Below are 18,762 nucleotides of genomic sequence, written 5' to 3'. Positions count from 1 at the left end.
TGAATCAATGGAACATTTTACTTACCACAACCCCACGAGAATCATCTTTGGCGAAGGCCAGATTGCTGCGCTCGACGCGGAGATCCCGCGCGACGCAACCGTGCTGATTACGAGTGGTGGCGGCAGCATCAAACGCAACGGAGTCCTCGAGGAAGTGGAAGACGCACTCGGTGAACGAAAGCACTTCGTATTCGAAGGTATCGAGCCGAACCCCACGTATGAAACACTCATGAAAGCCGTCGCGCTTGCCCGCGAAAAAAAGGTCGATTTCCTGCTCGCGGTGGGCGGCGGATCGGTCATCGACGGAACGAAATTCATCGCGGCGGCGCTCAAATTCGACGGCGAGGCCTGGGACATCCTTGCGAAGCAGGTACCGGTGCACGATGCGGTGCCGTTCGGTTGTGTCTTGACGCTGCCGGCCACAGGCTCCGAAATGAACAACGGAGGCGTGATCAGCCATCGCGCGAAAGGGGACAAGCTGCCGTTTCGCAGCGATGCGACCTATCCGCGTTTTTCAGTGCTCGACCCGACGACGACCTTTTCGCTGCCGCCGAGGCAGATCGCGAACGGCGTGGTGGACGCATTTGTCCACGTCGTCGAGCAATACCTTACCTATCCGGTTCAAGCGAAGGTGCAGGATCGCTTTGCCGAAGGTCTGTTGCTCACGTTGAAGGAGGTGGGCCCAGAAGCCATGGCGAATCCCCACGACTACGACGTGCGAGCCAATGTCATGTGGGCGGCCACGCTTGCACTGAACGGGCTGATCGGGGCGGGCGTGCCGCAAGACTGGGCCACGCACATGCTGGGTCACGAAATCACCGCGCTTCACGGGCTCGACCACGCGCAAACGCTGGCAATCGTGCTGCCTGCCATGCTCGAGGTGCGCAGGGAGGAGAAGCGGTACAAGCTGCTTCAATACGCCGAGCGTGTCTGGAATATCAGGGATGGGAGTGAGGACGACCGCATCACCGCGGCGATTGGCGCGACGCGTGAGTTCTTTGAACGTATGACCGTCAAGACGCACTTGAGCGATTACCAGATTGACGGCAGTTCGCTCGAGCCCTTGATCGCCAAGCTGATGGAGCACGGCATGACGGCGCTGGGAGAACACGGAGATATCACTCCAGAAGTAAGCCGACGTGTCTATCAGCTCGCGGCGTAAAGCTGCCACGTTTAACCGATTACTGGAATTGTCATGAGAATTGGATTTATTGGCCTTGGATCGATGGGCTCAGCGATTGCAAAGAATCTCGTCGAATCCGGGCATGACGTGCACGTATTTAACAGGAGTCCCGAGCGCACCGAGTCGTTGCGTCAGGCCGGAGCAAATGTGGCGGCCTCGCCTGCGCAGGCAGCCTGGTTGGCGGATGTCGTGTTTTCCATGGTGGCCGACGATGCGGCGCTCACCGCCGTCACTCGCGGCGAGACTGGCATTGCGTCGGGAATGCGGCCTGGTGCCATACATATCTCGATGAGCACGATCAGCGTGGCTGCAGCGCGCGAGCTTGCCGATTTTCATCGCCAGGCAGGGTTCGGGTTCGTTTCGGCTCCCGTATTCGGCAGGCCCGACGCGGCAGCGGCGCGCAAGCTCTTCATCATGGCGGCCGGCGCAGACGAGCATCTGAAGGTCGCAGTGCCATTGCTCGAACAGCTCGGCCAGTCGGTGGGGATTGTTGGCACCGACCCGTCTCACGCTAATCTGGTGAAGCTGATTGGCAATTTCATGCTCTCCGGCATTATCGAAATGCTTGGGGAGGCGTGCGCGGTCGCTGCAAAGGCGGGCATCGAACCGTCGCACCTCGTCGAATTGCTGACCAATACGCCCTTTAACTCACCAGCTTTCAGGATTTACGGATCGTTGATCGCAAAACGCCAATTTCAACCAGCCGCATTCGCACTGCCTCTCGGTCAGAAAGACAATCGTCTGATCATGGCTGCCGCGGAGGCACTTGGCGTCCCGATGCCCCTTGCCAACCTTGTTCACGATCGCTTCGTCACGTTGCGCGCGCAGGGCTATGGCGCGGAGCATGACTGGGCCGCGGTTGGCCTCTGCGCACAACTGGATGCGGGGCTCGGCCGTATGCCCGAGGGCGTCTGACCGCACACCGGCCGTCGGTGTCGAAAGGGTCGCGGCGCAGTTGCTCTGCGCTCCGCGACGCACGATTGCGATGTTTCAAAGGAATTTCAAATGATTGACCTGCGTAGTGATACCGTCACTCGTCCCAGCACGGCGATGCTGGCTGCCATGAGTGCTGCCGAAACTGGCGACGACGTGTGGGGCGACGACCCGTCCGTCCTGCGCCTTCAGACCGCCGTCGCCGAACGCGCCGGCAAGGAAGCGGGCCTGTTCTTTCCAAGCGGCACGCAGGCCAATCTCGCCGCGCTGATGGCGCATTGCGAGCGCGGTGACGAGTACCTCGTCGGCCAACTCGCTCACACATACAAGTACGAAGGCGGTGGCGCGGCGGTGCTGGGCAGCATTCAGCCGCAGCCGATTGAGAATGCAACTGACGGCACCCTGCCCATCGACAAGATAGTCGCCGCGATCAAGCCAATCGACGATCATTTCGCGCGCACGCGCCTGCTGGCGCTCGAGAACACGATTGGCGGCAAGGTGCTCCCGCAGGAATACGTGATGCAAGCCACTGCGCTTGCGAAGAGCAGGGGACTGGCGACGCACCTGGACGGCGCACGCGTGTTCAACGCGGCCATCGAGTCGGGACGGCCGCTCGCCGAGTTGGGTGCGCCTTTCGATTCGATCTCGATCTGTTTTTCGAAAGGACTGGCAGCGCCGGTCGGTTCGGTGCTTGTGGGCAGCGGTGCGCTCATCGAGCGTTCGCGTCGCTGGCGCAAGATGCTCGGCGGCGGCATGCGCCAGTCGGGCGTTCTGGCGGCAGCCTGCCTTTATGCGCTGCAGCACAATGTCGAGCGCCTCGACGAGGATCACAGGAACGCCGAGTATCTTGCGCGCGAGCTTGGGGAAGTCGAAGAGATGCGCGTGCAGTCGCAGGCGACCAACATGGTGTTCGTGCAGATTCCCGAGACACATTGCGCAGCACTTGAGATGTGGCTCAAGGAGCGCGGTATCCTGACGCAGATGTTGTACGCATCGCGCTTTGTCACGCACCGGGACGTCACGCGCGCCGATATCGATACGTTTGTCGACGCCGTGAAGCGCTATTTCGCGCGCTAAAGGTCACGCGTACTTCGGGCCGTAGGTCTGGCCTTCTCAAGTGCAGCGATAGTCGACACGTTGCCTTGCTGTGCTGCGACCTGTATTGCAGTGCTCCCGAGCGCGTCGACATGCTCGGGATTCGCTCCGCGCGCGCCGAGTTACGGCACCAGATCGGCCCGTCCGAACAGCGCCGCAAATAAAGCGCCGTTCAATCTGGCCAGGCGGCCCAGACTGCCGCCAATTCATTCTGATTGTTAGTTATCCGAACGTTGTGAGGAAAGCGTTTTCACACGGGGTAAATCGGCATGCGTTGCACCTGAAAGACGGGTGCCGTAATCAGCGTCGACCTTGTAGAAGTACGAGAGGGTCGTGCACTTTTTCGCATCGTTATCCACGTCTCAAAACGCAGATCAATCAGACGAACGCTGCCACGTCGTGTCCAATTGAAAATTGAAATGACGGCAATAGTTGTGTGTGCATCGAATCTGTAACGTTCTCACATATGCGATTAAGAATGACGAATTTGTAATCGGGGAGACAGATTGCAGTCGGAAATAGAGTTGCAGAATGCATGTAACGCGAACTGTTTGGCGGTGCGCTCTTCGCCTCTGGTGAGCAGACCCAGTCCGTTGATTGCCGCAGACGTGTCCGAGCAGCGCAAATGACTTCTCCTGCCAGTGACAACGATTGCCATGAAGCGACTCTTATTTGCCCTGATGCTTTCAACTTCTCTGAGTGCATGCGCGAGCGAAGCGCACGCGCTTGGTGCCCGCTCACACAATCTTGCGTCGACGAAAGTTCTGGTCGACTACGCGGGAAAGCCCTGCGGGAATCAGAACGTCCACGTCAAAGCACCTGTGTGTCTTTTTCCGCGTTACGAGTGATTCGCCCTGCGAGCCACTCGCATTCGCGTTATAGGGAGCAGATGACCAAGTCGTCATCGAAAGTCCAGTTCTCCGACAGGACGCTCACCTATAGTGGACTTACCGGACTGTATTTCGAGATCAGATCATGAAGTTGCCCAAACGGATCGTTTTATTCCTCGTGTCTCCGTGCATCGCCTACGGAGTAGTGGGCCATGCGTTTGCGGACCAGGACAATCCGGCGCCGATGTCGTCATCCACCGCCTTGCAACGCAGCCCCGATGAGTTGCAACAACTCGTCGCGCCCATTGCGCTGTATCCCGATACGCTGGTTGCACAGATCCTTGCGGCAGCAACTCACCTCGCGGAGGTGGTCTCGGCGAACCGCTGGATGCAAACGCATTCGCAACTGAAAGGCGACGAACTGGCCGCCCAGGTGGATCAGCAGTACTGGGATGCCAGCGTCAAGGCGCTCACCGAATTTCCGGCGGTGTTGAGTAACATGGATGAGAACGTGGTCTGGACATCGTCGCTTGGCGATGCATACCTGAGCCAGCCGCAGCAGGTGATGGCCGCCATACAGGCGTTGCGTCAGCGGGCGCGGGCGGCGGGCAACCTTCAGGCCAACGCACAGCAAACGGTCACGTCCGACGGGGACCTGATCAGCATCGCGCCGGCCGCACCCGACGTCGTGTACGTGCCCGAATACGACCCATCGCTCGTCTATGGCGCGCCGGTGGCGGCATGGCCAGGCTGGTATCCGTACACGAGCCTCTACCTGGGCGGCCCGGGGATCGTGTTCGGTACTGGATGCGAATTGGGGTACTCCGGTGGCTACGGATGGGGTTGGCACCACTGGAGTCCGGACTGGCATCGCCGGACGGTGACGTTCCATCACAGCCCATATGTGTGGCACGATCGCAGTCTCGCGGACGTCGAGCGTGAGTTGCATGGCCGCGACAGTTTCAATCATCCCATGGATTCATTGGGCCAGCAGGGATCTTTCGGTGACCACGGCCTGTATGGCCAGCATGGACCATCCGGCGAACATGGCGTGTACTCCGGGCACGAATCTTTCGTCGGGCCGACCACGCCTATTCGTTCGGCGCCCTTGCAGGCGGGCGTGCAACCCCACGCGATATTGGGGGCCGGTCGTGGCCGCTTTGGGGGCGTCCATCAGACAGGCTTCGGCCACGCGGCATTCGGCGCAGGACGTTCAGGCTTGAGCGCCATGGGACATTTCGGGGGCGGCGATTCGGGCGCGGGTGCGCATGGCGGAAGCGGCCGCGGATAGCGCGAATCGTGAAATCGTTCCATGAGATCGTTGCTGCCACATCCGCGCTGGCAGTTCAACGCGCGAGCGAACGGCTGTGAGATCAAAGAGGACTACGATGCGAATCGTTGCCGCGCCTGCTCGAGCTCTTCCATGTGCGTTTCGACCCAGTCCCACATTCCGCAGATCTTCTCCAGGAGGCTCCGGCCAAGCGGAGTTAGCGTGTAGTCGACGTGTGGCGGTATGACCGGATGAACGTAGCGTGTAAGGAGGCCGGTACGCTCGAGTTGGCGCAACGTTTTCGTCAGCATTTTCGGGCTGATCCCGGAAATCCCGTCGCGTAGCTCTGAAAAGCGCATCTTGCCGCGCGTGCCCAGTGCGTCGATCACAAGAATGGTCCACTTGTCGGCAATCTGTTCGATCAGCGCCCGCGCGAGAGCGTCGGCTTTCTGCCGGGGATTGCTATCCGCGAGATACGTGTCGTGGCAATGTGTTTCCGTGGCGTATCGCAAAGCTTTCAGCCCCTTATGTGCATGCGTTCATTGCCGCTGTCAGCGGTTGTACGCGGTGTCGCGTTCTAGTCGCAACGCACGATCTCAACCCAATTCGCGCCGCTGCCTCCGCGAGTGCGTGAGTGCGGTGTCAGCGCGCCAGACTTCGCATCGATCCCGTAAAGAGAGACTTGCGTGGATCTTTCTCCGCATACAAGAAGAAAGCGGCCGGAAGGGTCGATGGAGAAACCACGAGGTTGTGCCTCCGTTTCGAAGGCGCCAGCTTGCTCGAGTGCTCCGTTGGGCGTGACATGCAAAGCGAAAATTCGGTTAGTCGTGCGCTCCGAAATGTAGACGAATTGTCCGTCGGGGCGTACGTGAATGTCGGCGGCCCAGATCAGCGACGTGAGAGCCGCGGGATCGGGTTGGGGATCGGTAGCTGGCGGGCGCACAAAGCCATCGAACATGTGCGCAAGTGCATGGGGTCGCGCAGATACACTGTGAAGCATCAGCTTTCCGCTATCGCCAACGCGTCGAAACACGGCGACGGTCGCACGAAATTCGCTCAGGACGTAGAGCCAATTACCGTCCGGCGAAAGACGCATATGACGCGGGCCGAAGCCTCGGTCGAGCGTTACCGTCTCGATCATGCCAAGCGGTTGTGCCGTGTTCTCGTTGATCGAACAGCACAGGATTTCGTCGTTTGCCAGCGACGTGACATAGGCGAAGCGATTATCGTCCGTCACGACCACCGAGTGTGCATTGCGCACGCCGCGCAGCGTTTGCACTGGCTTTGGATCGCCGCGATCGAGGCGTGCGACGCTATACACAACGACTTCATGGCTGCCGTATGCCGCGCCGAACAGGAAGCGGCCTGTGCGATCGACCGCGAGCGCAACGAGACTCGCATCGATTGCAACCCGATAGTCCGTCGTAAGACGGCCGGCGAGCGTGTCGAGCGTGCATTTCACGAGCGATGGCGCGGCGCCGCGCGTGGCCGCGAAAACGGTTTGCCGGTCGGCGCTGATCGCGAGCGGCATGACGTGCGCGCCGACCCGATGCCGTTCGCCCGCGCGCAAGGTGGGTGCTGAAGCGCCGAACCCATAGGTCGAAATGTCGGCGTCTTCGGAGTTCGAGACTAGTGCGATGCAGTTTTCCAGCATGTCCTTGACGCTCTATGTATGAGTGGCCGCCGGCAACCACCCGATAACAGCAGATAGCGCGAATCCATTCGCCCGCTATCAGTCGATCTCTTCTACCGTGCCGGCGAATTCCACGAGACAGCCGAAGCCGCCATGGAAGAGCGCTTCGCGCTCATCTTCCTGCGCGCCTGTCGAGACGATCTCGCTTGCATAGCGCTCTGCATCGTCCTGAGGCCGGTAGCCAAGCAGGCGCGCGTTCGAGTTGTCCCAACGATTGCGCGCATTGTTGGAGACACCGTAGGCGACAACGAAGTGATAGTCCGGGTGGTCGATTGCGCGCTGCACAAGCTGGACCGTGTCGCGATGACTGATCCAGGTGTAGAGGTGGCGCGGCGCGGTGGGTTTGTCGTCTGGGCGGAATGACCCAATACGCAGGCAGGCGACCGAAAGCCCGTACTTGTCGGCATAGAGTCGCCCGACCGCCTCGCCGAAAACCTTCGAGACGCCGTACCGGCTGTCGGGCCGGGGTGTGACCTGATCGTCGATCATGCGGTCGCGGCGGTGAAACCCCACTGCGTGATTCGAGCTTGCAAAGATGACGCGCTTCACGCCGGCAACGCGGGCCGCTTCGAAGACGTTGTAGCAGCCTTCGATGTTCATCCGGTGGATACGCTCCCACGTGTCTTCATCGGCGATACCGGCGAGGTGAACGACACAGTCGATGCCTTCCATCGCATGCGCGAGCTGAGCCGGGTCGGTAATGTCAACCTTCACGATTTCCTCGCCGGCTTGCGCGGGCGCTTGTGCCGCGATGTCGGCAAGCCTGATGAGCGGGTAGCGGCTCTTCAGTCCCTCTCGCAACACGCGGCCGATGTGCCCGGCCGATCCGGTAATCAACACTCGCTTCATATCAATTCTCCTGACTCAATGACGTTGCTGCGATCCGTTTCTCAACAGCGCAACGCAAACTTGAAGATCGGTTGCCGCGAGCCCTATTGCTTCTCTTTCGCGCCGACGGTTGCGGCGTTGCGGCGGTGATAGGCCTCGAGGTAAGCGTCGCGCGCGGGGACCAGATGCTCACGGCACAGCTCGACTAGTTTGAGCTGGTCCTCGCCTGCGAGCGCTTCGAGCATCGCGTGGTGCTCGGTACGCGCCTTTTCGAGGTAGTGCGGAAATAGCAGCGACGCCGAACGAATGGGATGCGTGCGCCGCTCGTACTCGCGAATCGCCTCGGTCAGCGCCTGATTGTCGGAAAGCGCAAACAGTGCGTGGTGAAAATCCATATTCGCGCGGAACACGTCGCGGAGGTTGCCGGCTTGCGCGGCCGTATCGTGCGCCTTCTGGATTTCGACAAGCTCGGCCAGTTGCTCAGGCGCGACTGGCAGCGCGATGCGTTGCGCCGCATTCGTCTCGAGTATTTCGCGAACCGAATACAGCTCCATCACTTCGCGCGGCGAGTACGACTTCACGAGCGCGCCCACGTTCTTGCGGCGTTCGATGAGACCGCGCTGCTCGAGCTCGGCGAGCACGAGGCGCGCTACGTGGCGCTTGAGCGCGAAGCGCTCGCACAGTTCGTCTTCCACGAGCCGTTCGCGCGGATGCAGCACGCCAAGCACGATCTCCTCTTCGAGCGTGTCGGAGACGCGCGCAACGTTCATGTCGATATCGCGGTCGCGCACGGCAGGCTGCGTTTGCGCACGGGTTTTCTGGGGAGTAGAGATGCTTTTCATGTCAGCAGATTCGGTTACGAAACCCGGGTGAACTCGCAGGAGGCGAGCAGTATATCGGCAATTCTGCCCACGGATTCTCGCTCGCAGCGCGCCAACGGTGCGCGCCGCACCGCGCAATCGATGGTGGAGTCGCATTACGTCTTCAACCTCGTGGCTTCGGCACTTTCGCTGTCATTTCCGCGGCCGCGAGGAAGTCGAAGTCGCAGCCCTGGTCCGCTTGCGTAATCGAGGTGAGGAACAGTTTGCGGTAGCCGCGCGCCGCCGGATCCTGCGTGCGGGGCGCCAGTTTCTGCGCGCGCCGCGCGAGTTCCTCCTCGCTCACGAGCACATCGATCGAGCGATTCGCGACGCTCAGGCGAATCCGGTCGCCGTTCTGTACGAGTGCAAGCGGGCCGCCGATCGCGGACTCGGGCGTCACGTGCAGCACGATCGTGCCTGCCGCCGTGCCGCTCATGCGGCCGTCCGACACGCGCACCATGTCCTTGACGCCGAGCTTCGCCAGCTTCTTCGGGATCGGAATGTAGCCCGCTTCCGGCATGCCCGGCGCGCCAATCGGGCCGATTCCCTTGAGCACGAGCACGTCGTCGGCCTCGACATCGAGTTCGGGATCGTCGATGCGCCGGGCGAGGTCCTCCGCGTTCTCGAATACCACGGCGCGCGCCTCGTGCTCCATCAACACGGGATTGGCCGCCGACTGCTTGATGATCGCGCCGCCCGGCGCCAGGTTGCCGTGCAGCACGGCAACGCCGCCTTGCGGATAAATCGGCTTGTCGAATGAGCGCACCACCTCCTGGGCGAAGCTTGCAGGCGCCGCATCGAGTTCTTCGCCAAGCGTTCTGCCGGTGACCGTCAGGGTGTCCAGATGCAGGAGCGGCCTGAGTTCGCGCAGCACCGTAGTGAGACCACCGGCCTTGTGCAGGTCTTCCATGTAGTGCTTGCCCGATGGCTTCAGATCGACGAGCACCGGCGTTTCGCGGGCCATGCGGTCGACTTCGCCGAGATCGATCTGCACGCCTAGCCGCCCGGCAATCGCCGTGAGATGGATGATGCCGTTGGTCGACCCGCCGATTGCGAGCAGCACGCGCAGCGCGTTTTCGAACGCGTCTGGCGTGAGGATGCGCTCGGGTGTGAGCTGCTGCCCGATCATGGCGACCGCTGTCGCGCCGGTGCGCTCCGCGATGCGGATGCGGTCCGCCGTGACGGCGGGGGCGCTCGCGCCGCCCGGCAGCATGATGCCAAGCGCCTCGGCAATGCAGGCCATCGTGCTCGCTGTGCCCATGACCGAGCAGGTGCCGACCGTCGGGACGAGCTGGTTGTTCACTTCGTCGATTTCGTGCGCCTCGATTTCCTCGCCGCGGAATCTCGCCCAGAACCGGCGGCAATCGGTGCAGGCGCCCACGCGTTCGCCGCGGTGAGAGCCAGTGAGCATCGCGCCCGTGACGAGCTGGATCGCCGGCACACCGGCCGCCGCTGCGCCCATCAGTTGCGCCGGCACCGTCTTGTCGCAGCCGCCGATCAGCACGACCGCGTCCATTGGCTGCGCGCGGATCATCTCTTCGGTGTCCATCGACATCAGATTGCGCAGATACATGCTCGTCGGGTGGGAGAAGCTCTCCGCGATCGAGATCGTCGGAAACTCGATGGGCAGGCCGCCCGCGAGCATCACGCCGCGTTTGACCGCCTCGATCAGTTGCGGTGCGTTGCCGTGGCACGGGTTATAGCCGCTGCCTGTGTTCGCGATGCCGACGATAGGCCGCGACAGCGCGTCGTCGGTGTAGCCCGCCCCTTTGATGAAGGCCTTGCGCAAGAACAGCGAAAAGCCTTCGTCACCGTAGTTGGTGAGCCCTTTCTTCAGTCCTGATTGCTCTGATTTCTTGTCCATAATGTCATCGATGAGATTATCAATAATCCTTGACGCCCATCTTATCTACTTTTATATTGGGCTGCAAGTCACCTGTCGGCGCATGGCGCCGGAGCCAGTTTGAGAGGGATTGATTCATCATGAGAAAGCGTGTTGTGCTGTATCGGCCGGTGCCCGCGGACGTACTCGAAAGTTTGCGAGCGCGCTTCGACGTGACCGCATTCGATGAGGTGAACGAAGCGAATCGACCGCAGTTTGTTCAAGCGCTGGGCTCGGCGCACGGCATCATGGGCAACACCCTGAAAATCACCGCCGAGCTGCTGGACGCGGCGCCTGAACTGGAAGTAGCCTCGACAATTTCCGCGGGCTACGACGCCTTCGACGTCGAAGCGCTCACGCGCCGGGGCGTCGTGCTCACGAACACACCTGACGAGGTGACGGAAACCACGGCCGATCTCGTGTTTGCGTTGCTGCTTTCGAGCGCGCGCCGCGTGGTCGAACTCGCGAACTGGGCACGCGCAGGCGAGTGGCGCGGCAGTGTGAGCGAGCACTACTTTGGCATGGACGTGCATGGACGCACGCTCGGCATCGTGGGGCTCGGCCGTATCGGCGAGGCTGTGGCCCGGCGGGCCGCCCAGGGTTTTGGCATGCGTATTCTCTACACGAAGCGGCAGCCTAACCCGCATGCGGAGTCGGCCTGGGCAGCGCAACGCTGCGAACTCGACACGCTGCTGGCGGAATCCGACTTCGTTTGCGCGATGGTGCCGCTGTCGAGCGAAACCCATCATCTGATCGGCGCGCGCGAACTCGGACTGATGAAGCGCGACGCGATCCTGATCAATGCATCGCGAGGTCCGGTCGTCGACGAGACCGCGCTCATCGCTGCGCTGGAGTCGGGGCAAATACGCGGCGCCGGGCTTGACGTGTTTGAGCGCGAGCCACTGCCGGCAGATTCGCCGCTCTATTCACTGCCGAACGTCGTTGCGCTCCCTCATATCGGCTCCGCGACCCGGGCCACGCGCGAAGCCATGGCGCGGCGCGCCGCGGAGAACCTGATCGCGGCGCTGGAGGGGCGCACCGTGTCGACGATCGTCAATCCGCAGGTTATGGAATTTCGGCGCGCGCGAGGTGTTTGCGTGTGATGGGTGCTGCGTCGTGGCCATGCTCACGACCTCAGTCTGAAGCGTTGCTGGTGCAATCGAACTGAAATCGAATATACAGGCGTTTGCAAAGTAATTAGTAAACCGAATTAAATGGAGACACAGATGCGTGGCAGGTATCGATATACCGTGGCCGGACTGCTGTTCGCCGCGGGCATGATCAACTACATGGACCGGGCGGCGCTGGGCGTGGTCGCGCCGATCATCAGCAAAGACCTGAGCCTGTCGCCGTCGCAGCTTGGCGTGATTTTCAGCAGCTTTTTCTTCGGCTACTCGATTTTTTCGTTCGTCGGCGGCCATCTCGCGGACAGGTTTGGACCGACACGCGTGTTTTCGTGGGCGATGGGGGCGTGGTCGGTGCTATGCGGCATGACCGTGGCGGCGACGGGTTTCGTCTCCCTGTTCATCCTGCGAGCGCTCTTCGGGTTTGGCGAGGGCCCGATGAATTCGACCACGAACCGCGCGATCACGAACTGGTTTCCGCGAGAAGAGACCGCAACCATGATCGGTTTTACGTTCTCCGGGCAAACCTTCGGCAATGCGGTGGCGGGGCCGCTGGTCGGGCTCGTGGCCGTCGCCTTCGGCTGGCGCGTGTCGTTCGTGATTGTCGCGCTGCTGGGATTGCTGTGGATCGCGGTCTGGCGGTTGTTCGTGACCGACACACCTGCGCAGAACCGGCGTGTGGACGTGCACGAGCGCGAACTCATCGAGCGCAGCCGCAACGCGGCTCATCCCGCCGAAGAGGGCGACGACGGCTTGCCGCTGCGTGCCTACCTGGTTCGGCCGAGCACGCTCGCACTAGGCGTTGGTCTCTTCGCAGTGAACTACACGCTCTTCATCTTCATATCCTGGCTGCCGAGCTACTTCACGAACGCGCTGCATCTCGACCTGACGCAGATGAGCCTGATGACGGCGATTCCCTGGGCGTGTGGCGCGATCGGCTATTTCGGTGGCGGGCTCGCGGCCGACGTGCTGTTCCGGCGAATGGACAACAAGTTGCTCGCGCGAAAGATCGCAGCGGTTTTGCCGCTCGCGCTCTCCGGCCTCGCGATGCTGGCGGTGAGCTTCGTCAGCTCCACGGCGCCCGCCGTTGCACTGGTCGCGGCCGCGGTGCTGTTTCTTACGGCTTCGTCACAGGCGGTGTGGGCTGTGGTCCACGAGCTTGTTCCGAGCCGGCATCTCGGCGGCGTCAGTGGCTTCGTGCATCTGATGGCGAATATCTCGGGAATCGTCGGTCCGACGGTCACGGGCCTCGCGGTCGAATATTTTGGCGGTTATAGCACCGGATTCGCACTGGGCGCGACGATCGATCTGATCGGCGTGCTCGCCATGACGTTCGTGGTGCGTAGCCGCACCGGCGTGCGCCCGGCGGCCTCGGGCGCAACGATGTAACGACAAAGGAACGAAGCGACGGCGGGTGAGCCGTGCATCTGATCAACACTGAAATGGCTGTCTGGCCGGGAGAGAAGGATGGATCTGGGTTTGCGTAACAAGACCGCGCTGGTGATGGGCGCAGGCGGTGGTTTGGGACAAGCGATTGCGGTATCGCTCGCGCGTGAAGGGGCGAACATCGTTCTCGCGGACGTTGACGAGGCCGCGTTGCAGCGCTCGGCACAGCGCGTTGAAGAAGCCGGTGCGCGTGCGTTGTCACTGCAATGGGATCTCGGCGACCTGGCGGCAATCGAGAAGCACGTCACCTCGATTGAAGCCCACTTCGGAGGCGTCGATGTACTTGTCAACAATACGGGTGGCCCTCCGCCGACGACAGCGTCGGGGCAACCTGCCGACGCCTGGCAAAAATACTTTGGCTTGATGGTGCTCTCGGTGATTGCGATCACGGACAGAGTGCTTCCGGGAATGCGCGAGCGCAAGTGGGGACGCGTCATCACTAGCGCGTCATCGGGCGTTATTGCCCCGATTCCGAATCTCGGCATGTCCAATGCCTTGCGCATGTCGCTCGTCGGCTGGTCGAAGACGCTGGCGCGAGAGGTCGCACGTGATGGCGTTACCGCGAATGTCGTCGTGCCCGGGCGTGTGGCGACCGATCGCATTCGTTTCCTCGATGAATCGAAGGCTAAACGGGAAGGCCGGTCGGTCGAGGCAGTTGCGGCTGAGAGCACATCGTCGATTCCTGCCGGGCGATATGGCGAGCCGAAGGAGTACGCAGACGTCGTTACGTTCCTTGCGAGCGAACGCGCGTCGTACATGACCGGGGGCGTCGTTCGCGTAGACGGCGGCCTGATCGCGAGTATTTGATTTGCCGGGCGCCTCGTCTGGCAATAATCTTTGCATGAGAGACTTCCATGTCAGTTGATCAAGAAATTATCGATACCTTGTCGGGCGTCACGACGGCGACGCTGACCACGCTGCTGCTGAAAAAGGGCCTGCGCAACGTGTGGATTCGAGGGGCACGGCCAATCAAGGAAGGCTTGCCGCGGATTGTCGGGCGCGCTTTCACGCTGCGCTTCGTACCTGCCCGGGAAGATCTCGCCACGCCGGAATCCTGGTCTTCGCCGCGCTCGACTCGTGCTGCCATCGAAGCCATGCCCGAAGGATGCGTGGCGGTGGTGGACGCGATGGGTGTGACGGACGCCGGGATCTTCGGCGACATTCTCTGCGCGCGCATGCAAAAGCGCGGCGTTGCGGCGCTCGTGACGGATGGCGTCGTGCGCGACGTCGGTGGCGTGCTCGCGACTCAACTGCCCGTCTGGAGCCGTGGCGCGGCCGCACCCCCGTCGGTCGCGGGTCTGACTTTCGCCAACTGGCAGGAGCCTGTTGCCTGCGGCGGCGTCGCGGTGTTCCCCAACGACCTGATCGTCGTCGATGCAGACGGCGCGGTGGTGATCCCTGCTGCGCTTGTCGACGAGATCGTCGCCACTGCACCGGAACAGGAGCGGCTCGAAGGGTGGATCATGGAGCAAGTGGAGCAGGGCGCATCTTTGCCGGGGCTTTATCCGCCAAACGAGGAAAACAAGGCGCGTTACGAAGCTGCAAAACGACGTCAGTCATAACACCACCGCGTTTTGGCGAGAGGTCCGGCGCACCTTGCATGCGGCGGGCCTTCAATTTCTTTCAGGCGACGCATTGATTCAAGCCAGCGTCGAATGATCCCTGCTTCGAGGTATTGTGAATAATCCATCCGACAAGGTGATTGATGGTCCTGTAATTCGCCTTCATCCCGACGACAATGTGGTGATTGCCCGCACCGACGTTGCGATCGGAACGAAGCTGGGGACCACGCAACTGTTCTGCCGCAGTCAGGTGCCGGCGGGGTACAAGATTGCATCCGCGCTGATTGCTGCCGGAGAGCCGATCCGCAAATACAACGTCGTCGTCGGATTCGCGGCAATGGACATCGCGCCAGGCACGCTCGTGCATACCCACAACACGACGTTCCGCGAATTCGAGCGTGACTACGCCCATGCGAGCGAATACCGGGCGCTGGAAATGGTGCCTGCAGCGCAACGCGCGAGCTTCGAAGGATACGTGCGCGCAAACGGAGAAGTCGGCACGCGCAACTTCATCGGCATTCTGTCGACCGTCAATTGTTCGGCGACGGTCGCACACAAGATCGCGGCCTGGTTTACCCCGGAGCGGCTAGCTGACTACCCGAACATCGACGGCGTCGTAGCGTTCACGCACGGCTCAGGATGCGGCATGGAAATGAGCGGCGAGCCGATGGCATTGTTGCGCCGGACGATGGCCGGCTACGCGCGCCACGCAAATCTGGCGGCTGCGTTGATAGTGGGTCTCGGCTGCGAGCGCAACCAGCTTGCGGGGCTCATGGCTGACGAAGCGTTGAATGCGGACGAACGGTTGCACACGTTCGTCATGCAGGAAAGCGGCGGTACGCGCAAGACGATCGCGGCAGGCATCGAAGCGGTGCTTGCCCTCTTGCCGGAAGCAAACCGCGTCAAGCGTCAGACGGTGGCCGCAGAACATCTCAAGATAGGCTTGCAGTGCGGCGGTTCAGACGGCTTTTCGTCGATCACCGCGAACCCGGCGCTTGGTGCGGCAATGGACTTGCTGACGCGCCATGGCGGCACGGCGATTCTCTCGGAGACACCGGAGATCTACGGCGTCGAGCATACGCTCACACGCCGCGCGGCCAGCCGCGAAATCGGTGAGAAGCTGATCGAGCGGGTGCGCTGGTGGAAAGAAGAGTATTCGGTCGGCCGCGACGTACAGATCAACGGCAACGTGAGTCCTGGCAATCAGATGGGCGGCCTCGCAAACATCTTCGAGAAGTCGCTGGGCTCGTCGATGAAGGGGGGCACAGGTCCTTTGATGGAAGTGTACCGATATGCGGAGCCCGTGCGCGCGAAGGGTCTGGTCTTCATGGACACACCCGGATTCGATCCCGTCTCCGCGACAGGCCAGATCGCCGGCGGTGCGAATCTGATCGCGTTCACCACCGGGCGCGGATCGATGTTCGGCGCGAAGCCGGTGCCATCGCTCAAGCTTGCAACGAATACCCCGATGTACAAACGGCTCACTGAAGACATGGACCTGAATTGTGGCGCCATACTCGACGGCGAGGCCACGATCGAGTCCATGGGGCGCACGATCTTCGACGCGCTGCTGCGTGTTGCTTCGGGTGAGCGCACGCGTAGCGAACTGCTGGGTCTAGGGGATCACGAATTTGTCCCTTGGCAGATCGGCATCATGAGTTGACAGGCGCGGCGACTGCAAGAGGGCCTTAGCATCCCGCCGCATACTCGATCATTCAGGAGTGGACTGTGACCAGGCTATTTGATGAAAGCGCGAAAGGCGTATATGTGCTTGCGGTGACACCATTTACCGACGACGGCACGCTCGATCTGGCAAGCACGGATCGCATGGTGGACTTCTATCTGGAAGTCGGCGCGACGGGGCTCACGATCCTCGGCATTCTGGGCGAGGCAACGAAGCTTACGGCGCTGGAATCGCGCACATTCGTCAAGCGCGTGCTGGACAAGGTGGCAGGGCGGGTGCCTGTCGTGGTCGGAGCGTCGGCAGCGGGATTTGCGCCCATGCGTGAGCTGGCGTCAGGCGTAATGGAGTTGGGCGCCTCCGGGGTCATGGTGGCGCCCGCGTCGACCTTGCGCACCGACGAGCAGATCGTCGCTTATTTCGACATGGTGACTTCAACACTTGGCGCCAGTTGTCCGTGGGTCCTGCAAGATCATCCCACGTCGACGGGCGTGCAAATGTCCACTTCGGTAGTACTGCGGATCATGAAGAATTCGCCAACCTGCGTGATGCTGAAGCATGAGGACTCGCCGGGACTGGCGAAGCTGTCCGCCATCCGTGCAGCAAGCGATAAAGGTGATGTCAGACGGGTTTCGATCTTGACCGGCAACGGTGGCGGGTTGTTCCTGCCGGAGGAGCTTTCACGCGGCGCAGACGGCGCGATGACCGGGTTCGCCTATCCCGAGATGATGGTGGGTGTGTGCACGGCTCATGCGAGCGGCGACGTCGAGCGGGCGCATGACATTTTCGACGCCTATTTACCGCTTGCCCGATATGAGCAGCAGTCGAACATCGGTCTCGCAGTGAGGAAGCATTTAATGGCGCAACGCGGCGTGATCGCCTCGCCGACGTTGCGCATGCCTGGTCCCCGCCTGTCCGCCGCTGATATCGCCGACGTTGAGCGTCTGGTGACGCGTCAAACGAAGCGGCTGCGGGAGCTGAATTGAGGGACGGCTGGCGCGATTCAATCGCGCCAGCGCCTGTTGAAAGTCATTTGTTGACCAGGCGCGCGGGAATCAACGCGAGAATCAGTATCGCAGATAGCACCAGCGAAGCCGCGACAACCAGTAGCCCTGACGTCAACGTATGCGTCACGGTCTTCAGCCATCCGATAATGGCCGGGCTGATGAACCCGGCGAGATTGCCCGTGCAGTTGATCAGTGCGATACCGGCTGCCGCTCCCATGCCGCCGAGGAATGAGGTGGGGAGGGCCCAGAACATCGGCAGCGCCGTCACCACGCCGCCTGCGGCAAGCGTGAGGCCGATCATCGACAGCAGCGCATGGTCGCCGTTGAACGCGCATATCACGAAGCCGAACGCCGCGACAACGGCCGGTATTGCAACGTGCAGTCGGCGCTCGCGCGTGCGGTCCGCGTTCCGGCCGGCTGCGATCATCGCAACCAGGGCTGCCGAGTACGGAATCATCGTGAGCAAACCGATCGTCAGCGGATCGCGAATACCGGTGCCTCGAATGATCGTCGGCTGCCAGAAGCCGATAGCGTAAGAACCCATTACAATGCCAAAGAGAATCAGACACAGCAGCCAGACGCGCAACGAGGTGAAGACCATCCGCACCGAACCGTGCGTGTGCGTCGATGCGTCCGCATTGATCTCATCCTGAATCATGCGCTTTTCTTCGGGGCGGAGCCAATGCGCGTCGGCAACACGGTCGTCAAGAAAGATAAAGATCACAATGCCGAGCGCGATAGCGGGTAAGGCTTCGATGATGAAGAGCCACTGCCATCCGCCAAAGCCCAGCGTACCGTGCAGCGCGTGCATGATGTAGCCGGAAAGCGGCCCTCCAAACAGTCCAGAGACAGGATTGCCGGCCATCAGCAGCGCGACCATCTTGCCCCGCCGGTGGGAGGGAAACCAGTAGGTCAGGTAAAGAACCATGCCGGGGAAGAAGCCCGCTTCCGCAATGCCGAGCACAAAGCGCATGACGTAAAACATCGTCGCCGTATGGACGAAAGCAGTGGCGATCGACAACGCACCCCACGTGACCATGATGCGCGCGATCCAGCGCCGGGCGCCCAGCCGATGCATCAGCAGGTTGCTAGGCACCTCGAAAAAGAAGTAACCGACGAAGAAAAGCCCAGCGCCGAGCCCATACGCCGCTTCGCTGAAGTGCAGCGCATTGACCATCTGCAGCTTTGCGAAACCCACGTTCACGCGGTCGAGATATGCGATCACGTAGCCGATGAACAGCAGCGGCATGAATCGCCACGCGACGCGCCTGAAAAGTGAGTCAGTTTCAGTGGCTTCGAACGTGTGGTCAATAGAAGTGCGGACGAACATGGTGTCTCCTTGTCCGCCCTGGTGTTAGAGGTAGTGCA

General features: G+C 61.5%; 16 protein-coding genes. 10 read left to right on the top strand and 6 right to left on the bottom strand.

The genetic code is table 11. The annotated features are described in order from the left end of the window. The first annotated feature begins 7 nt into the window (after positions 1 to 7). The 4 genes from L0U83_RS38670 (at position 8) to L0U83_RS38650 (ending at position 5,332) form a co-directional block, all read left to right on the top strand. Positions 8 to 1,162, top strand: coding sequence for an iron-containing alcohol dehydrogenase (locus L0U83_RS38670; RefSeq protein WP_233890014.1), 1,155 nt, complete (start codon positions 8 to 10; stop codon positions 1,160 to 1,162). A gap of 33 nt (positions 1,163 to 1,195) precedes the next feature. After that, entirely contained in the window at positions 1,196 to 2,098 is a 903-nt protein-coding gene (locus L0U83_RS38665; protein ID WP_233889856.1) for an NAD(P)-dependent oxidoreductase, read from the top strand. Positions 2,099 to 2,188: 90 nt separating this feature from the next. Continuing rightward, complete coding sequence (ltaE, locus tag L0U83_RS38660; RefSeq protein ID WP_233889855.1) at positions 2,189 to 3,193, top strand: low-specificity L-threonine aldolase; 1,005 nt, start codon at positions 2,189 to 2,191, stop codon at positions 3,191 to 3,193. 993 nt (positions 3,194 to 4,186) lie between these two features. Continuing rightward, complete coding sequence (locus L0U83_RS38650) at positions 4,187 to 5,332, top strand: DUF3300 domain-containing protein (RefSeq protein WP_233889854.1); 1,146 nt, start codon at positions 4,187 to 4,189, stop codon at positions 5,330 to 5,332. A gap of 92 nt (positions 5,333 to 5,424) precedes the next feature. Here L0U83_RS38650 and L0U83_RS38645 read toward each other — a convergent pair whose 3' ends face one another. The 5 genes from L0U83_RS38645 to L0U83_RS38625 all read right to left on the bottom strand — a co-directional run bounded on the left by L0U83_RS38645 (position 5,425) and on the right by L0U83_RS38625 (position 10,556). Continuing rightward, a complete protein-coding gene (locus tag L0U83_RS38645) occupies positions 5,425 to 5,823 on the bottom strand; it encodes a winged helix-turn-helix transcriptional regulator (RefSeq protein WP_233889853.1) in 399 nt (132 codons plus the stop codon). A gap of 65 nt (positions 5,824 to 5,888) precedes the next feature. After that, on the bottom strand, positions 5,889 to 6,965 hold the full coding sequence (locus L0U83_RS38640) for a lactonase family protein (RefSeq protein WP_233889852.1): 1,077 nt from the start codon (positions 6,963 to 6,965) through the stop codon (positions 5,889 to 5,891). A gap of 78 nt (positions 6,966 to 7,043) precedes the next feature. Beyond that, positions 7,044 to 7,853 (bottom strand): NAD-dependent epimerase/dehydratase family protein, encoded by an 810-nt coding sequence (locus tag L0U83_RS38635; protein ID WP_233889851.1) that lies wholly within the window; start codon positions 7,851 to 7,853, stop codon positions 7,044 to 7,046. A gap of 83 nt (positions 7,854 to 7,936) precedes the next feature. After that, positions 7,937 to 8,674, bottom strand: coding sequence for a GntR family transcriptional regulator (locus L0U83_RS38630; protein ID WP_373321194.1), 738 nt, complete (start codon positions 8,672 to 8,674; stop codon positions 7,937 to 7,939). 142 nt (positions 8,675 to 8,816) lie between these two features. Beyond that, complete coding sequence (locus tag L0U83_RS38625; RefSeq protein WP_233889850.1) at positions 8,817 to 10,556, bottom strand: IlvD/Edd family dehydratase; 1,740 nt, start codon at positions 10,554 to 10,556, stop codon at positions 8,817 to 8,819. Positions 10,557 to 10,675: 119 nt separating this feature from the next. On the opposite strand from L0U83_RS38625, the gene L0U83_RS38620 reads away from it, so the two are divergent. The 6 genes from L0U83_RS38620 (at position 10,676) to L0U83_RS38595 (ending at position 17,373) form a co-directional block, all read left to right on the top strand. Further along, on the top strand, positions 10,676 to 11,677 hold the full coding sequence (locus L0U83_RS38620; RefSeq protein ID WP_233889849.1) for a 2-hydroxyacid dehydrogenase: 1,002 nt from the start codon (positions 10,676 to 10,678) through the stop codon (positions 11,675 to 11,677). A gap of 123 nt (positions 11,678 to 11,800) precedes the next feature. Then, entirely contained in the window at positions 11,801 to 13,087 is a 1,287-nt protein-coding gene (locus tag L0U83_RS38615; protein WP_233889848.1) for an MFS transporter, read from the top strand. 78 nt (positions 13,088 to 13,165) lie between these two features. After that, complete coding sequence (locus L0U83_RS38610) at positions 13,166 to 13,951, top strand: SDR family oxidoreductase (RefSeq protein WP_233889847.1); 786 nt, start codon at positions 13,166 to 13,168, stop codon at positions 13,949 to 13,951. A gap of 47 nt (positions 13,952 to 13,998) precedes the next feature. Next, positions 13,999 to 14,706 carry a ribonuclease activity regulator RraA gene (locus L0U83_RS38605; protein WP_233889846.1) on the top strand — a complete coding sequence of 236 codons (708 nt, stop codon included), beginning with the start codon at positions 13,999 to 14,001 and terminating at the stop codon, positions 14,704 to 14,706. Positions 14,707 to 14,821: 115 nt separating this feature from the next. Beyond that, positions 14,822 to 16,369, top strand: a complete 1,548-nt coding sequence (locus L0U83_RS38600) for a UxaA family hydrolase (protein ID WP_233889845.1) — start codon at positions 14,822 to 14,824, stop codon at positions 16,367 to 16,369. A gap of 65 nt (positions 16,370 to 16,434) precedes the next feature. Further along, on the top strand, positions 16,435 to 17,373 hold the full coding sequence (locus L0U83_RS38595; protein ID WP_233889844.1) for a dihydrodipicolinate synthase family protein: 939 nt from the start codon (positions 16,435 to 16,437) through the stop codon (positions 17,371 to 17,373). A gap of 43 nt (positions 17,374 to 17,416) precedes the next feature. On the opposite strand, the gene L0U83_RS38590 is transcribed toward L0U83_RS38595, so the two are convergent. Beyond that, positions 17,417 to 18,724 carry an MFS transporter gene (locus L0U83_RS38590; RefSeq protein ID WP_233889843.1) on the bottom strand — a complete coding sequence of 436 codons (1,308 nt, stop codon included), beginning with the start codon at positions 18,722 to 18,724 and terminating at the stop codon, positions 17,417 to 17,419. Between the last annotated feature and the right edge of the window lie 38 nt (positions 18,725 to 18,762).

Source organism: Paraburkholderia flagellata (assembly GCF_021390645.1).
GTDB lineage: Bacteria > Pseudomonadota > Gammaproteobacteria > Burkholderiales > Burkholderiaceae > Paraburkholderia > Paraburkholderia flagellata.
The sequence above is the reverse complement of the archived record's forward strand: the minus strand, read 5'-3'. Positions and strand labels throughout refer to the sequence as shown.

What these genes read in the sequence shown, in the direction of transcription:
- L0U83_RS38670 (WP_233890014.1), top strand. Translation starts at nt 8, where the DNA reads ATGGAACATTTTACTTACCACAACCCCACGAGAATCATCTTTGGCGAA.
- L0U83_RS38665 (WP_233889856.1), top strand. Translation starts at nt 1,196, where the DNA reads ATGAGAATTGGATTTATTGGCCTTGGATCGATGGGCTCAGCGATTGCA.
- ltaE (WP_233889855.1), top strand. Translation starts at nt 2,189, where the DNA reads ATGATTGACCTGCGTAGTGATACCGTCACTCGTCCCAGCACGGCGATG.
- L0U83_RS38650 (WP_233889854.1), top strand. Translation starts at nt 4,187, where the DNA reads ATGAAGTTGCCCAAACGGATCGTTTTATTCCTCGTGTCTCCGTGCATC.
- L0U83_RS38640 (WP_233889852.1), bottom strand. Translation starts at nt 6,965, where the DNA reads ATGCTGGAAAACTGCATCGCACTAGTCTCGAACTCCGAAGACGCCGAC.
- L0U83_RS38635 (WP_233889851.1), bottom strand. Translation starts at nt 7,853, where the DNA reads ATGAAGCGAGTGTTGATTACCGGATCGGCCGGGCACATCGGCCGCGTG.
- L0U83_RS38630 (WP_373321194.1), bottom strand. Translation starts at nt 8,674, where the DNA reads ATGAAAAGCATCTCTACTCCCCAGAAAACCCGTGCGCAAACGCAGCCT.
- L0U83_RS38625 (WP_233889850.1), bottom strand. Translation starts at nt 10,556, where the DNA reads ATGGACAAGAAATCAGAGCAATCAGGACTGAAGAAAGGGCTCACCAAC.
- L0U83_RS38620 (WP_233889849.1), top strand. Translation starts at nt 10,676, where the DNA reads ATGAGAAAGCGTGTTGTGCTGTATCGGCCGGTGCCCGCGGACGTACTC.
- L0U83_RS38615 (WP_233889848.1), top strand. Translation starts at nt 11,801, where the DNA reads ATGCGTGGCAGGTATCGATATACCGTGGCCGGACTGCTGTTCGCCGCG.
- L0U83_RS38610 (WP_233889847.1), top strand. Translation starts at nt 13,166, where the DNA reads ATGGATCTGGGTTTGCGTAACAAGACCGCGCTGGTGATGGGCGCAGGC.
- L0U83_RS38605 (WP_233889846.1), top strand. Translation starts at nt 13,999, where the DNA reads ATGTCAGTTGATCAAGAAATTATCGATACCTTGTCGGGCGTCACGACG.
- L0U83_RS38590 (WP_233889843.1), bottom strand. Translation starts at nt 18,724, where the DNA reads ATGTTCGTCCGCACTTCTATTGACCACACGTTCGAAGCCACTGAAACT.